The following is a 14,435-nucleotide window of genomic DNA, read 5'->3' on the forward strand; positions in this document are numbered from 1 at the left end:
TCATGATCCTTCCCTTTTCTTTGAGTGGCCGGTAATCCCGAAGGAACATCTTCAACCTTTTCGCAAAGTTAGGGGGAGAATAGATCGTCTCCACGATCGCCCTGTACCCTCTCATGAGAACATCCCCGTTCATCCTGGGGATGAAGTTAATGGTGAAATCTGTATTGTTTCCCGTTGAGTCGTAAACGAGCCTCCCCTCCCGCTCGAGACGCTCGTAGAGCTGGGTGCCCCGGGGTGCATTGAGGAGGCCGACCATCGCCGTCATGATGGCAGATTCCTGGATGAACTTGGTCATCCTTTCGAAAACCGTCTCCTTGTCACTGTCAAAGCCGAGTATGAATCCTGCCTGGACCTGCATACCGTGACGGTGCAGTTTTTTCACGTTTTCGACCATGTCCCGGTTCTGATTTACCGATTTGCCCGCCTCTTTGAGGCTTTCGTGCTCCGGCGTCTCGATCCCGATGAAGACCTCGTCGAACCCTGCCTTCACCATCAATTGAATCAGCTCGTCATCATCGGCGATATTTATCGAAGCTTGGGTGATGAACTCGAAGGGATACCTTTTTTCTCTCATCCAATCAATGAGCACCGGCAGTATTTCCTCCTTGAGCTTTCGTTTGTTGCCGATGATATTATCGTCGACGAAGAAGACACATCCCCGCCATCCTATCTGGTAGAGGCGTTCAAGCTCCAGGAGAACCTGTTCGGCGCTTTTTGACCGTACTTCATTTCCGAACAGGTACGTTACGTCACAAAATTCACAGTGATAGGGGCATCCACGCGAATACTGAATGCTCATGCAGGAATAGTTGTCGATATCGATGAGATCCAGCGCAGGAGGTGGACTCTTCTCGAGATCGGCCCAGCCATCTGGCCGGTAAATTCTCTCACATCCCCCCTCCGCGACATCCCGGATGAATCCGTGAAGGGTGACCTCTGCTTCGCCGAGAACCAGGTGGTCGACTTCAGGAAAATCTTCAGGGCAGGAGGTGAAAAGAGGGCCCCCGGCGGCGACCTTCACACCGAGTTTCTTGCACCGGTAGATGACCTCACGGGCAGACTCCCTCTGCACATCCATGGCACTCAGGAATACCATATCGGCCCAGCTTACGTCGGTATCCCTCAGGGGATGAACGTTCAGGTCCCGAAGCCTCATCTCCCAATCGCCGGGCAGAATGGAGGCGATGGTGAGCAGTCCAAGGGGCGGATATGCAGCCCGTTTCCTGATAAACTTGAGTGCGTATTTGAAGCTCCAGAATGTTTCTGGATATTCTGGATAAACGAGAAGAACCTTCACTGGAAAACCCCGAAAGGAAAAACCCCGGCCGCACATACTTAAACGGGAATTATTGCCCTATGTTATCACAATAAACAGAAATTAGAACAAAGTTTGTTTTCGCTCTCTGTACGAGATACCCGATGGGGATAGATCCGGGAGATGGATTCGCTGTCCTTTGTGTGTGGAAACGTCCCGGAAGGGTTTATATGTCTGCAGCAAAACCACCTTTCTTTCGCAGGCTGGCTGCCAGGACCAGATGCCTGATCTCTTTCGGCTCGTAGCCGAGAATCCTTGCTCCTTCCCCGTCGGCTTCGAGTACATCTCTTCCGATAACCACCTTTCCGAGTGGAGGGTCGGGTACCGTGCCCCACAGATGCCCGCCTTTTAGACCCAGTCGTCCATCGATAACAGTCAGATGAGGCTCGAGATAGAGAATCAGGTCCGCAGCGGCCGCGTCGATGTCCCTCATGTGGAGCCTGGACTTCTTATAGCTCCAGAACCCGCCGTAATGGTCGGCGGGCAGGCATCCGATCATATTCTTCAAACCAAGGGTCACCCCCGTCATCGAGTGGTCCTTGGCGGAAGGTACCGAGATGACTGCTGCACCGTCGAGATATTCAGGCAGATAAACCTCTTTCAATATGGTTGCCCGGGGGTCTTTTAAGATTCTGCAGGGGAGCTGGTCGAGATCTACGAGGGGGACACCGATATCCCCGTAGCCGTTTTTTTTCATATTCCTTATCGTATTTCCCTCTCCCGATCCGTCAGCGACGATAATGGGCATATCCAGAGCTTCCCGCAACAGATCCACAAGGGCCGCAACGCACCTTACATCAGTCGTGACGGGAGGGGGGCTGCTGTTGACGATATTCGGTTTGACGATGATCTTCTCATAACCTTTCAGGAGCGAAAAAGCATCAACCCTGTTCAGGCCCGCTCTCAGCGCGTCCACGTACTCTTCCGGACCGTTGACGGATAGAGAAAGAGAGGTCGTAATCTTATTTGTTACCGTTCCCATAAAACAACTGTTCACTCCAACATATATTGAAACTTCCGTTGTGCCTTATTTATTTCCTGCCCTTTAAAAAAACGATCCCCACACTGAGTAGCTCGATAGAAGGCCCGACGATACACCACCTGTTCTTTTCTCAAGAACCGTTCATCAACATATGCGGGGGAGTTGCTCCCCCACCGGATAATCTATTACTCGCATCCCCCCCAGCGATGTTTTAAGCATAACCGGGCCTTCGCCTTCGCCTATTTCACCTATTAAAGCCGATTCCTTTCCCAGAGGATTATTCTTGAGGTATTGGAGAACTTCGGAGGAGATGCTTTCATCTGCGATGATGATAGCCTTCCCCTCATTGGCGAGGTAAAGAGGGTCGAATCCGAGAATCTCGCACACCCCCCTGACCGATGTCCTCACGGGAAGAGATGATTCGTCAAGGATGATTCTTCCGGTCACGTTTCCCGCAATCTCATTCAACGTTACCCCGACACCGCCCCTTGTGGGGTCCCTCAAGAACTTTATATTCTCTCCAAACTTATTTATCAGGGGAAGCAACAGTGGCGACAGCGGGGCCACATCGGATTGTATGTCCCCCTTGAGCATCATCTCTTTTCTCGCAACGAGAACAGCTATGCCGTGATCACCCATGGTGCCTGTGATAAGAACCCTATCTCCCCTTTTGATATTTTCCGGGCGGGGCCGCCAGCCTCCCGAGATGACCCCAATCCCCGACGTGTTGATGAATATCCCGTCACCTTTCCCCTTTTCTACTACCTTAGTATCACCGCAGACAACGGGAACCTCACACTGAGCCGATGATTTTGCAATTGAATCGGCTATCTTTTCGAGAAGTTCCAGGGGAAACCCCTCTTCCAGTATCAGGGAGCAGGATAGGGCAATCGGTTTTGCACCGCACACGGACAAGTCATTAACGGTTCCGCATATCGCAAGTTTTCCGATATCCCCTCCCGGAAAAAAGGGGGGGGTAACGACGTATGAGTCGGTAGTAAATGCGATATCTCCCGAAAGGAGTTCCAAAAAACCCGAATCATAAAGCGGTGATAGTATCGGATTGGAATACTTTTTCAAAAATATCCTGTCAATCAACTCCCTGGTCCGTCTTCCTCCATCTCCGTGAGACAGGATAATCCTTTCAGGCATTCCTCAGGCGCCTCCATATTTGTAATAGGCTGCGCACGCACCCTCGCTCGAGACCATACAGGGACCAAAAGGAGCCGATGGTGTGCAGCTTTCACCGAAAAGTGGGCATTCAGGAGGTAGTATCTTTCCTTTCAGCACATCACCGCACCGGCAGGCTGTGTCTTCCATCTCCAAGGACACGCTGATACCGAACCTCCTCTCTGCATCGAACTTTTCATACCCCTTCCTGATCGTGAGCCCCGAAGATGGGATAACCCCTATCCCCCTCCAGAGGGCGTCACCCTTTTCAAAAACCTTTTCTATCACCCCCTGCGCTTTCAGGTTTCCTCCCGATCTCGCGACTCTTTTGTATTCGTTCTCCACCTTCGCCTTTCCCTCTTTAAGCTGCCTCATGAGCATGTTAATTCCAAGAAAGATATCCAGGTATTCGAAACCTGCAACGACACAGGGGATCCCATGTCTTTCCACTATGGGGAGGTAGGCATCGGCCCCTATTATCGTACTCACGTGAGCCGGACATAAAAAACCCTCTATCATGACCTCCGGATCGAGGACAAGCGCTTCCATCGCCTCCGGAACCGTTCGCATGGAGGAGAGGACGGAGAAATTTGCTATACCCTTCTCTTCCGCCATAATTATTGCGCCTCCCACAGAGGGAGCCGTCGTTTCAAAACCCACTCCCAAAAATACGACCTCTTTTCCCGGGTTTTCCTCTGCGATCTTCAAGGCGTCGATGGGAGAGTAGACCGTCCGAAGATCGAGGCCACGAGCCTTTTCCATCTCCAGTGAAGACCCTCTCCCCGGCACTTTTATCATGTCTCCGAACGTCGCGATCATCACTTTTTCATTCATCCCGAGTTCGATCGCGGCATCGATGAAACCATCGGGAGTCACGCAGACCGGGCAGCCGGGTCCAGATATGAGCGTTACCATCCCGGACAGAAGAGGGCGGATCCCCCCCCGAGAAATGGCCATAGTGTGGGTTCCACATACTTCCATGATCCTTGCGGGATCTTTCCGGGATACCTCCTCGATCTTTTTGAGGAGCGGCTTTACAAAACTCGGGTCCCTGAACTCATCCAGATATTTCAGCTCCATCGGCTATCTCCTTCAAGAGAGCAAGCGTCTCTTCCGCATCTTTTGCATCCAGCCTCTCGATGGCGAATCCTGCATGGATAATCACCCAATCTCCCTCCTTGACACCATCGAGAAGCATGATGGACACTTCTCTTTCTACTCCTCCGATCTCGACCTTTGCCAGGTCACCGCTGGTGCTGATGACTCTCGTCGGTATTCCTAGACACATATCTATCACTTTCCTCCCGTGATATTTGCAGCGTAAAAAGCCTGTCCCAGAGAAATGCCCCCGTCGTTGGGGGGAACTCTCCTGTGAAAAATTGCCTCAAGTCCGCATTTTCTGAGACTCAAAACAAGTTTTTTCATGAGATATAAATTCTGGAACACGCCACCGCTTAAGAGTACACTCTTCCCTCCTGCCTCCTTCGAAAGGTCCCTGGAAACAGATACGATTATATCCGATAACGTATCGTGAAAGCGTTTGGCAATCGCCCCTGCAGACTTCTTCCCAGCCATATCGGTGACTACTCCCCTGATTATCCCTGTCTGGTCTATTTTGCACACTCCCCCATCCTCTTTGACTTCCCAGTAGTACGGTGCCTTGCGCCCTCCTTTTTCTATCCTCCCTTCGAGAAACATTGCAGGTTGCCCTTCATAAGAGGCTTCCAGACAGACTCCCGTAATGGCCGAGACCGCATCGAAGAGCCTTCCACAGCTCGAGGATGGAACGGTATTTATATCTTTTACTATCGCCTCGAGGACAGTCTCTAAAGATTCCCGCTCAATTCTGTCTAAGAGGGTTTCAGCCAACGCAATGGCCTTCTTGTACCCGTAGGTATGATAAAGGAGGGACAGCGCGCTCTTCCACGGGGCCTTTACGGCCGAGTCTCCTCCCTGAAGTGAAAAATACTCGAACGTAGCCCTTCTCTCGAGGTCCAGGCCATCCAGGATGAAAAATTCCCCTCCCCATATTGCACCGTCATCACCGTAGCCGGTACCGTCAAAAGCCACTCCCACGCCCTTTCCTGAAAATCCCGATTCTGCCATGAGGGAGTAAATATGCGCCCGGTGATGCTGGAGGGGTACGATCCTCGCTTCTCCCAGGTCTCCTGCAATCCCGGTGGTAAAATAGCCGGGATGCAGGTCCCTGCAGACAGCGTTCAGATCTGCCCCGAGAAAATCCAGGAAAAAGCTGAATGTGGTCCGGTAATGCTCTCTTGCCGGCCAGTGGATCATATCCCCCAGGTGCTGAGAAAGAAACGCACAGTTTTCCTTTACGATGCAGAACGTATTTTTCAGATCACCTCCCAACCCCGCGACGGTGGGGAATTTCTCATTCAGGACCACCGGAGAAGGGACGTATCCCCGCGCCCTCCTGATAGGATACGTTTTGCCCAGAAGTGTCGTCACAACCGAGTCATCGGTTCGCTGGACCACGTCTCTATCGTGAATGAGAAAGAGGTCTGCGATTCCCCCGAGCCTCTCTTCGGCCTCCCCGTTGCCTGAAACGATAGGTTCGTCCGACAAGTTACCGCTCGTCATGACGACGGGCCTGCCCGCCTTTGAGAGGATCAATTTGTGAAGGGGCGTATAGGGCACGAATATTCCTGCCCTTTCCAGCCCGGGAGCGATGTTTTCCGCAAGGGGCGAGCCATTCCTCTCGTCGACGATCAGGATGGGAGATTCTTTCGATAGGAGCATCGCCTTTTCTTTCATGGTCAAACGGGCTATCTTTTCCGCCTCTTCCATATCGGGAACCATAACAGCAAAAGGTTTCTCATCCCTCACTTTTCGTCTTCTGAGCCGATCTACAGCTTCCGGGCTGGTAGCATCCGCAGCAAGGTGGTAGCCACCCAGCCCTTTTATGGCAACGATCTTTCCTTCAACAATACCGGAAATAGCCGCATTTACCGGGTCAACCGATTCGATAATTTCCCCTTTTGCGTCGAGAAGCGTAAGAGATGGCCCACAGGCCGGGCAGGCATTCGGCTCTGCGTGGTACCTTCTATCCATCGGGTTTTCATACTCCCGGCGACAGTCATCGCAGAAGGGGAAACGTTTCATCGAGGTGTTCTCTCTGTCATAAGGGAGTTTGTCTACGATGGTAAATCTCGGACCGCACTGCGTGCAGTTTATGAAGGGGTAACGGTATCTTTTGTCTTCCGGATCGAAAAGCTCCCGATTACACTCATCGCATGTGGCCAGATCGAAGGGGATCGAGATCAGGGTGACCCCGGTCTCCGAGCTCTTCTCGATGCAGAAATCACTGAAACCAACAGGTTCAACCGCATTCATCTGAAAATCTACTATGTCTGCACCGGATGGGACTTCCTTTATCAGGAGGTTTTTGAACTTTACAATATCTGCCTCGCTCCCCTCGACGTGGATCAGAACCGAACCAGTGGTATTTGACACATATCCTTTTACGCTGCAGCGTTGTGCCATACGGTAAACGAAAGGCCGGAACCCTATCCCCTGGACGGTCCCGGTTATTTTCAACTGATATGCTTCCAAGATGATTCAAAAGGAGAGAATAAAATGTTCCCAAAAATCACTTTTTTCCCTCTATGGATTCCACTATTATCCCTCCTCCTCCTTTCCTTTTCTTTATTTCGAGATTGACACTGCAAAGAATTGTGTCCTGCGCTATAGCCTTGAAACAGAATTCTATCTCCCCGGCTTTCAAGTCTCCCTCTTCTCCATAAGACAGAACAACCTTTTTAACCTTTTGCATCCGGTGATTCCTCGACTGTTTAAGCACCTCTTCCACAACCGCCTCTGTAATCTTCCATTCATGCATGGCTATTTACTCTCCTCGAGTATTTTTTCACATGCAGCGGGAAGAGAACGGAGGAGGGTCTCGGATAAGCCCGGCCTCACAGAATCGGGGATATCTTCCACCTGGGCGGAAATTATTCTCACATCTATCGATCGCAGCTCTTTCAGCTCCCGGAGCAAATTCGATGTGGGAAGCTGGTGCATGGAAAAATCGTCGATCTTTTTCCGCGGAATTTCAGATATATCCAGCTCAAAGATTTCTCCCGGCTCTCTTCCCGCATCGATGGCATCTACAATGATAATCCTCTTTACCCTTTCCTCGCCCAGAGATATATCAAACAGTATGTTTCGCACACCCGTTCCTGCATCAACGGTTGCCACGTGTTCCGGAACCACGTAGTTATCGGTTAAATATTCGATAACTGCCGGACCGAAACCATCGTCGCCGAACAACCTGTTCCCGCATCCCAGAACCAGGACGGGTTTCTGAAAATGTTCCGGAATCTGATCTTTCATCTCAAGGATCGCACTTTACTCCCCGCCGCTGCCGATCAGGCACAGACCATCTCGCTCTTCAGCAGGCTGCTATTTTTACATCTCATTCAGTGAATCGAGACGGTTTCACCAAATCCGGGAGCTTAAAAGTTCGCAAGAGAATCAACTCGATTCATATCCTTATCGACGATGTCGATCTTCACCGGCAGGGACCCGTCTATATTGTGCGTTGCACAGGAGAGACAGGGGTCGTATGCACGGATCGCCATCTCGACCATGTTGAGCGTTCCCTCGTCGTATTTTCCGTCCTTGATCACAGCCTTCGCCGCCTGTTTCACGGACATGTTTATCGGCGCATTGTTGTGAGTCGTCGCAACGATCAGGTTCATGTTCGTGACGATTCCGTCCCCGTCGGTTTCATAGTCGTGGATCAGTGTCCCCCTCGGCGCTTCGACGCAACCAACGCCCCTGGCAGCTCTGGGAGTAACGCCATTCCAGATATCCGTGCCCGTGATTTCCGGATCATCGAGAAGCTCCACTACCTTTTCCGCATTGTAGAGAAGCTCGATGAGCCGTGCCCAGTGGTAGAGGAGCGTGAGTTGAGCAGGCCTGCCGAAACTGTTCCTGAATTCCTCAAACTCCTTCTGAGCAAGGGGCGTGGGTATGTAGTCGCAAACATTGAGCCTGGCGAGGGAATTCACCCGAAAAATCCCGGAGGGCTCTTCCAGGTCCATGGAGAACCTGCCCGCCTTCTTCATGTACGGGAACTTCAGGTAGGTCCAGGACTCCACGTGCTCCGCGATATGGTCCGTGTACTGATCGTAGGTGAACTCCTCGAACTGTCCATCGGATGTCATCATTCTCAATATTCCGTCGTAGAGGTCAAGAGCCCCGTCCTCTTTCACCGTTCCGAGAAATCCCGTCTCAATAACCCCCAGCGTTTTCACCGCATCGAGATATTGCGGAAATACGCTCTTCTTCGCGTAATCGATGCTGAACTTCGCGAGTTCGAGGATTTCCTGAGCCATGGGCTTCAACTGGTCTCTCTCTTCGGGGGTAAGTGGCTTGCTGAATCCACCCGGAACGGCTGTAACGGGGTGTATGGCCTTACCTGAAACGATTTCGAGCATTTTCCCTCCGAGCTTTCTGCACCTGACCACCGTTTTCGCCACATCCGGCAGTTTTTCGGCGATTCCGATCACATTTCTCACCGAATACTCAGCATCGGGGCCCATCACAAAATCCGCTCCGGAGAGGAAATAGAAGTGGAGAATATGTTCCTCCGTGTAGGCGATGCTGTTGCAGAGCTCCCGCAACTTTTTCGCCGTTGGCGGGATCTCGGCTCCGAACACTGCATCGCACGCTTTCGCACTCGCAAGGTGATGAGACCAGGGGCATACGCCACAGATGCTGGTAACGATCCTGGGCAGTTCCTCTACCGGCTTTCCGATACAGAATTTTTCAAATCCCCTGAGCTCAATCACGTTCACCCAGGTATCCTGAACGTTGCCGCTGTCGTCCAGCTGAATCGTCACTTTGGCATGGCCTTCGATTCTCGTGACGGGTTGAATTACTATTTTCTCACCCATTGTAAGCCTCCTCCTATGGTCTTTTTGGTAGTGGTCTCAGCCTCCCGTGGCCCCCCACGTATCTTTGAAACGTCGCCGCCCTGTCCGGGATCACCCTCGGGTCGAGACCGATACTGGTCAGGGCACCCATCATGTCGACCAGCTGGTTCGCATCCTTCCTGATCGGGCCGAAACAGCCCCTGCAGGTCATACGCCCTTTCACGCATCTCGGTGTTTTTTCGCTTCCCCCGCAGCCTGTTCTCGTCACCGGTCCGAGGCAGAGGTAGCCAATTTCCATGAAACACCGGGATTCCTCCAGTTTCGCGTCCATCGGTATAATGGGCTCGAGAGGCCTCTTCAGGGATATGTCCGCCTTTTCCTCCCTCTTGACCGGACAGTCGTCACATACGCTCCTCTCGGGAAGCTCGAACGCTTTGCCCTGGAGGAGAGAAGTGATCGCCTCCGCCACGATATCGGGGGCGGTGGGACAACCGGGAATGTACAGATCAACGTCTACAACCTCATCCAGTGCATAGACCCTGTCGGTAAGAGGGGGGACCTCATCTGTCGGATTTGGCGCGGAATCAGTCGTCTTGGACCCGCGGTACACTTTCTCGTAGAGTTCATCAACGGTGAACTGATTCGCCAGGGCGGGAATACCACCGAAACAGGCACAACTGCCGAGGGCGATCAGGGTTTTGCACTTCTCCCTCATTTCCTTCGCAAGCTCCCTGTTCTCCTCGTTCCTGATGCCACCGGAAATTATGCCCACTTCCGCCTCGGGAATCTCCATCTTCTCCTTTTCCCCTCTCTGGCCGAAAATCTTGTGATCCATCAGAACGGGCATATGCACGAACTGAAGTTTCGGCAGCAGGTCCAGCAATGGCTCTCCGATATCGAGGATGGTAACCTCGCATCCTCCGCATATCGCGAACCATTCTTCGGCTACTCTTACGGTCATGATTCACCTCCTTTTTTAGATTGGTGGAGTACCTTCAACCTTCACATCGGTAACCACCCTGCGTGTGAAAACGTAATATTTACTTTCCTCTTCGATCATTATTACCTCAAAGCCGGAAGATTTATACGTTTCCACAACGCTGTTTGCTTCCTGTCCATCCTCATACTCTGCGCCGTCCCACATATATTTTTTCCCATCGATTATCTTTGCAAGGATCACGTGTTCTCCTATGTTTTATACGGGTTTGGTCCCAATTTTCTTATTTCTTCGGTGAACTCATTCATGAGATTGGCAAATTTTGGCCCCTCTGAAGCGGAGATCCATTCGAGACGGAATCTTTCCATCTCGAGGCCGAAATCTTCGAGCAAGAGATAAATTCCTTCCGCCCTGTTTTTCGCCTTCAGGTTCCCTTCCTGATAGTGGCAGTCTCCCGGGTGGCACCCGCAAATGACCACGCCATCGGCACCTTTCGTCAACGCGTTGATAACCAGGTTCGTGTGGACCATGCCGGAACACATCACACGGATTATCCTCACGTTTGGCGGATATTGCAGCCTCGACACGCCGGCTAAATCAGCACCGGCGTAGGAACACCAGTAACAGCAAAATGCAATCACGAGGGGTTCAAATCCGTTGTTATCCACCTGCTTACCTCACTTCGGAGACTTAAGAGCCGCATCAACCTGAGCCCCGATCTGTTCAAGAGTAAAACCACGCACAAATATACCCTTCTTCGGACAGGTCGCCATGCAGGATCCGCAGCCCTTGCAGATGCTATCATTCGTCTCGACGGTCTTTTTGACGGCACCCTGCCACATATACTCAATCAGGGTTATCGCCTGCGCGGGACACGGCTCTATACAATAGGCGCATCCATCGCAATTCTCGTCAATCACGTGAGAAATATTCGCTTCCATCTCGATGCTATCCTTCGACAGGATCGATCCCGCCCTCGCACCCGCCGCCCCTGCCTGAATCACGCTCTCACCAACCGATTTCGCCGAATGGGCCAGCCCGCAGATGAATATCCCGTCGGTGGCGAAATCGACGGGACGCAGTTTCATGTGTGCCTCATGGAAAAAACCTTTCTCATTGAGTGGAACCTTGAACTGTCTGGCTATGTCCTCATTTCCACGGTGCGGGACGATCCCCGATGAAAGCACAACCAGATCGGATCGTATTTCAAGATCCAACCCCAGGACCTGATCATACACCTTCACATATAGCCCCTGCCCATCCTTTTGCACTCGGGGTTTTCTCTCCTCATCGTACCGGATGAATACCACTCCCTTCCTCCGGGCCTCCGTGTAAAACCTCTCCCGGAACCCATAGGTCCGAACGTCCCTGTAGAGGACATACACGCTCGTACCGGGGGACTTCTGCTTGACCACAAGGGCATTTTTCACAGCTTCCATGCAGCACAACCTCGAGCAGTACGGTCTTTCCTCGTCCCTGGATCCAACGCACTGGATCATGGTCAGGGTCTTCCCTCTTCCATTCGCTCCACCCGTCCCTAAAAACGCCCCGTCTGAACTTGCCAGCTTTCCCTCGAGTTCAACCTGGGTCAACACCCGCTCGTCCTGGCCGTATAGGTACTCCACCGGCACATACTCCTTCGCCCCCGTTGCGATGATAATTACCCCGTGTTCGAGCTCCTCTTCCCTCTCCCCATGCCTGATTTTCGTCCTGAAATTACCTATGGAGCCCTCTGCGTGAACTACTTCCGCGTTGCTGAAAACCGATACATTTTCATGCTCCATCACCCTGGCGATCAATGAGCTGAGCTCATCGGCCGGGTTCTCTTCGCCTGGCATGTAGTGTATATGTCTCAGGTTCCCACCAAGTACCTCCTCCTTTTCGATCAGAAATACGGGGAATCCCTGCCCCGCAATCTCCATTGCCGCCGTCATACCTGACAGTCCCCCACCTATTACCAGTGCGGATTTTATTACCTTCACGGAACCTTTCTGCAAGGGCTCCAGTAACCTGGCCTTCGATACCGCTATGCGGATCAGGTCTCCCGATTTTCGGGTCGCCCTCTCAGGCTCGTGCATGTGAACCCATGAGCACTGATCCCGGATATTTGCCATCTCGAAAAGATATGGGTTGAGGCCCTTCTCCCTGAGGGTATTTCTGAACAGGGGCTCGTGGGTCCTGGGGGTGCACGCAGCGACTACTATGCGATTCAGACCATGTTCCTCGATCTTTTCCTTGATCATCTCCTGAGTATCGTTGGAACAGGCATAGAGGAAGTTCTCGGCGCAGACGACATTCGGAAGAGTCCGAGCGTACTCCACCGCTTCGGGTACGCTCACCACAGCTGCGATATTCGTTCCGCAGTGGCACACGAAAACTCCTACTCTCGGTTCCTGTCCGCCCACGTCTATCTCGGGGGGATATTCACGGGGAAGAATCAAGCTTCCCCTCACGTCACTCAAGAGGGAGAGGACTTTCGAGGCGGACGCAGAAGCCTGCATAACCGTTTCCGGTATGTCCTTCGGCTCCGTGAGCGGCCCCGCAACGAATATTCCATCCCCACCGGTCTCTACGGGATTGAAGGGAGATGTGGGGCAGAAATCGTACTCGTTGAGGGTCAGGCCAAACTTCTGTGCGATATCCGACACCGTCTTGGGCGGTCGCATACCAACGGACAGAACGACCATGTCGTATTCACGGGATCTTTTTCGATCCCTTTCGTCGAGGTAGGTGATCATCAGGTTCCCCGATTCGGGATTCTCCAAAACGGTCGGAATCCGGGATCTGATGTAGTTTACGCCCAGTTCTCTGGCCATGTTGAAGTAGGTCTCGAATCCCTTTCCGAAGGCCCTGATATCCATGAAAAATATGTCACACTGCAAGTTATCCCCAACGTGCTCTTTCGCGATGACCGCTTCCTTCGTGGCGTACATACAGCACACGGAGGAACAGTAATCACTCTCTGCGTCCCTGGAGCCCACACACTGCAAAAATGCTATTTTATCGGGCACTTTACCGTCAGAAGGTCTTTTCACCACCCCTGCACTGGGCCCTGAGGGAGAGAGTATCCTCTCGAACTCGAGTGCCGTCACCACGTTCTGATATCTCCCGTACCCCAATTCCTCCTTGCGTGTGGCATCGAAAACCTCGAAACCGGGCGAGAGGACTACTGCGCCCACGTTCACCTCGACCTTTTCATCCTCCTGCTCAAAATCGATCGCCTCTGCCTCACAAACCTCCTTACATATACCGCAGGCTTCGTAATTCAGATGGATGCAATGGTCTTTATCGATCACCGGCTTGTTCGGGACCGCCTGCGGATAGAGGATGTAGACGGATGGCCTGTCATTCAGGTTCATATTGTAGGGGTTCAGTATCGGTATCGGCACGGTTTCAGTTGTCAATGAAAAGACCTTTTTCCCCACAGGACATATGAAGTCGCAGGCACCGCAAACCCAGCACCTTTCATTGTGCTTCCCGAAGGGGGGTTCGAGTTTCTTTCCGGGTCCCCTTCCCGAGAACCCGATCGCGCTCCTCCCCATCCTCTCCTCGCACATTCTGACACAGAGGCCGCAATACACGCAGTCATCGTATTTTTTCCGTACCCTCGTATCCGTTACCCCCAGCTCAGAGGCGATCCTCTTGACCACATCGGAGTCAGGGGATCTGGCCAGGAGAAGTTCTGCAACAATCTTTCTCGCAGCCGCCACCCTCCCGGTATCGGTGAACACTTTTATTCCATCCGTGACCTGGTTGGAGCAGGACGTCTTAAGAATCGGTTCCCCTCCCGGAGGGTGGACCTCCACCACGCACAGCCTGCAGGAACCATAGGGGGTAAGAGCCTTGTGGTAACAGAGGGTTGGAACTTTGATGCCCAGCTTCTCGACGGCAGCAAGCAACCGGGTGCCTGCGTCCACGTGGAGCAATTGATCATTTATGGTGAGTCGAATCATGTGTCGCCCTGACCATCGGTTATTACATACTCGTATAAAAAGCCGACGTGGGGATGGGTCGCCCTCATGCACACCATCGTCCCATCGACATCGCCCATGGGTTTCATGTCGGGGTGGTTCAATTTAAACACTGCGGTTACCTTCACACCCCTTCCTTTTCCGTTCTCTGCCGTCAAGT

13 protein-coding genes and 1 pseudogene (1 of these 14 cut by a window edge) are annotated in these 14,435 nt (G+C 52.4%); all 14 read right to left on the reverse strand.

Going from position 1 to position 14,435, the window contains the following annotated elements; genetic code table 11:
• Positions 1 to 1,297 (reverse strand): annotated as a pseudogene (locus GTN70_07425) (DUF4070 domain-containing protein); it reaches 143 nt to the left of the window's first position.
• Positions 1,298 to 1,481: 184 nt separating this feature from the next.
• Positions 1,482 to 2,297: a DUF362 domain-containing protein gene (locus GTN70_07430; GenBank protein NIO16815.1), complete on the reverse strand. Its 816-nt coding sequence runs from the start codon at positions 2,295 to 2,297 to the stop codon at positions 1,482 to 1,484.
• Positions 2,298 to 2,441: 144 nt separating this feature from the next.
• Positions 2,442 to 3,449 carry a hydrogenase expression/formation protein HypE gene (hypE, locus tag GTN70_07435; GenBank protein NIO16816.1) on the reverse strand — a complete coding sequence of 336 codons (1,008 nt, stop codon included), beginning with the start codon at positions 3,447 to 3,449 and terminating at the stop codon, positions 2,442 to 2,444.
• A gap of 3 nt (positions 3,450 to 3,452) precedes the next feature.
• On the reverse strand, positions 3,453 to 4,541 hold the full coding sequence (hypD, locus tag GTN70_07440) for a hydrogenase formation protein HypD (GenBank protein NIO16817.1): 1,089 nt from the start codon (positions 4,539 to 4,541) through the stop codon (positions 3,453 to 3,455).
• Positions 4,525 to 4,755, reverse strand: coding sequence for a HypC/HybG/HupF family hydrogenase formation chaperone (gene hypC, locus GTN70_07445; GenBank protein NIO16818.1), 231 nt, complete (start codon positions 4,753 to 4,755; stop codon positions 4,525 to 4,527). Before hypC ends, hypD begins: the two co-directional genes overlap by 17 nt.
• A 5-nt stretch (positions 4,756 to 4,760) precedes the next feature.
• The gene (gene hypF, locus GTN70_07450; protein NIO16819.1) at positions 4,761 to 7,025 is read right to left on the reverse strand and encodes a carbamoyltransferase HypF; all 2,265 of its coding nucleotides are present in this window, start codon (positions 7,023 to 7,025) and stop codon (positions 4,761 to 4,763) included.
• 52 nt (positions 7,026 to 7,077) lie between these two features.
• On the reverse strand, positions 7,078 to 7,326 hold the full coding sequence (locus tag GTN70_07455; protein NIO16820.1) for a hypothetical protein: 249 nt from the start codon (positions 7,324 to 7,326) through the stop codon (positions 7,078 to 7,080).
• Positions 7,327 to 7,328: 2 nt separating this feature from the next.
• Positions 7,329 to 7,820, reverse strand: a complete 492-nt coding sequence (locus tag GTN70_07460; GenBank protein ID NIO16821.1) for a hydrogenase maturation protease — start codon at positions 7,818 to 7,820, stop codon at positions 7,329 to 7,331.
• Between the two features lie 122 nt (positions 7,821 to 7,942).
• Positions 7,943 to 9,388 carry a Ni/Fe hydrogenase subunit alpha gene (locus GTN70_07465; protein ID NIO16822.1) on the reverse strand — a complete coding sequence of 482 codons (1,446 nt, stop codon included), beginning with the start codon at positions 9,386 to 9,388 and terminating at the stop codon, positions 7,943 to 7,945.
• A 13-nt stretch (positions 9,389 to 9,401) separates the two neighbouring features.
• A complete protein-coding gene (locus tag GTN70_07470; GenBank protein NIO16823.1) occupies positions 9,402 to 10,328 on the reverse strand; it encodes a methyl viologen-reducing hydrogenase in 927 nt (308 codons plus the stop codon).
• 15 nt (positions 10,329 to 10,343) lie between these two features.
• Positions 10,344 to 10,547 carry a hypothetical protein gene (locus GTN70_07475; protein ID NIO16824.1) on the reverse strand — a complete coding sequence of 68 codons (204 nt, stop codon included), beginning with the start codon at positions 10,545 to 10,547 and terminating at the stop codon, positions 10,344 to 10,346.
• Between the two features lie 8 nt (positions 10,548 to 10,555).
• A complete protein-coding gene (locus GTN70_07480; GenBank protein ID NIO16825.1) occupies positions 10,556 to 10,972 on the reverse strand; it encodes a hydrogenase iron-sulfur subunit in 417 nt (138 codons plus the stop codon).
• Between the two features lie 9 nt (positions 10,973 to 10,981).
• Positions 10,982 to 14,257, reverse strand: coding sequence for an FAD-dependent oxidoreductase (locus GTN70_07485; protein NIO16826.1), 3,276 nt, complete (start codon positions 14,255 to 14,257; stop codon positions 10,982 to 10,984).
• The gene (locus GTN70_07490) at positions 14,254 to 14,433 is read right to left on the reverse strand and encodes a hypothetical protein (GenBank protein NIO16827.1); all 180 of its coding nucleotides are present in this window, start codon (positions 14,431 to 14,433) and stop codon (positions 14,254 to 14,256) included. The genes GTN70_07485 and GTN70_07490 overlap by 4 nt, the downstream gene beginning before the upstream one ends.
• Positions 14,434 to 14,435 lie beyond the last annotated feature (2 nt).

The organism is Deltaproteobacteria bacterium (assembly GCA_011773515.1).
In the GTDB taxonomy this organism is placed as follows: Bacteria; Desulfobacterota; Deferrimicrobia; order J040; family J040; genus WVXK01.

Coding starts and splice junctions, on each gene's coding strand:
- GTN70_07455 (NIO16820.1), bottom strand. CDS start 7,326: ATGCATGAATGGAAGATTACAGAGGCGGTTGTGGAAGAGGTGCTTAAA.
- hypC (NIO16818.1), bottom strand. CDS start 4,755: ATGTGTCTAGGAATACCGACGAGAGTCATCAGCACCAGCGGTGACCTG.
- GTN70_07470 (NIO16823.1), bottom strand. CDS start 10,328: ATGACCGTAAGAGTAGCCGAAGAATGGTTCGCGATATGCGGAGGATGC.
- GTN70_07430 (NIO16815.1), bottom strand. CDS start 2,297: ATGGGAACGGTAACAAATAAGATTACGACCTCTCTTTCTCTATCCGTC.
- GTN70_07485 (NIO16826.1), bottom strand. CDS start 14,257: ATGATTCGACTCACCATAAATGATCAATTGCTCCACGTGGACGCAGGC.
- hypE (NIO16816.1), bottom strand. CDS start 3,449: ATGCCTGAAAGGATTATCCTGTCTCACGGAGATGGAGGAAGACGGACC.
- GTN70_07460 (NIO16821.1), bottom strand. CDS start 7,820: ATGAAAGATCAGATTCCGGAACATTTTCAGAAACCCGTCCTGGTTCTG.
- GTN70_07465 (NIO16822.1), bottom strand. CDS start 9,388: ATGGGTGAGAAAATAGTAATTCAACCCGTCACGAGAATCGAAGGCCAT.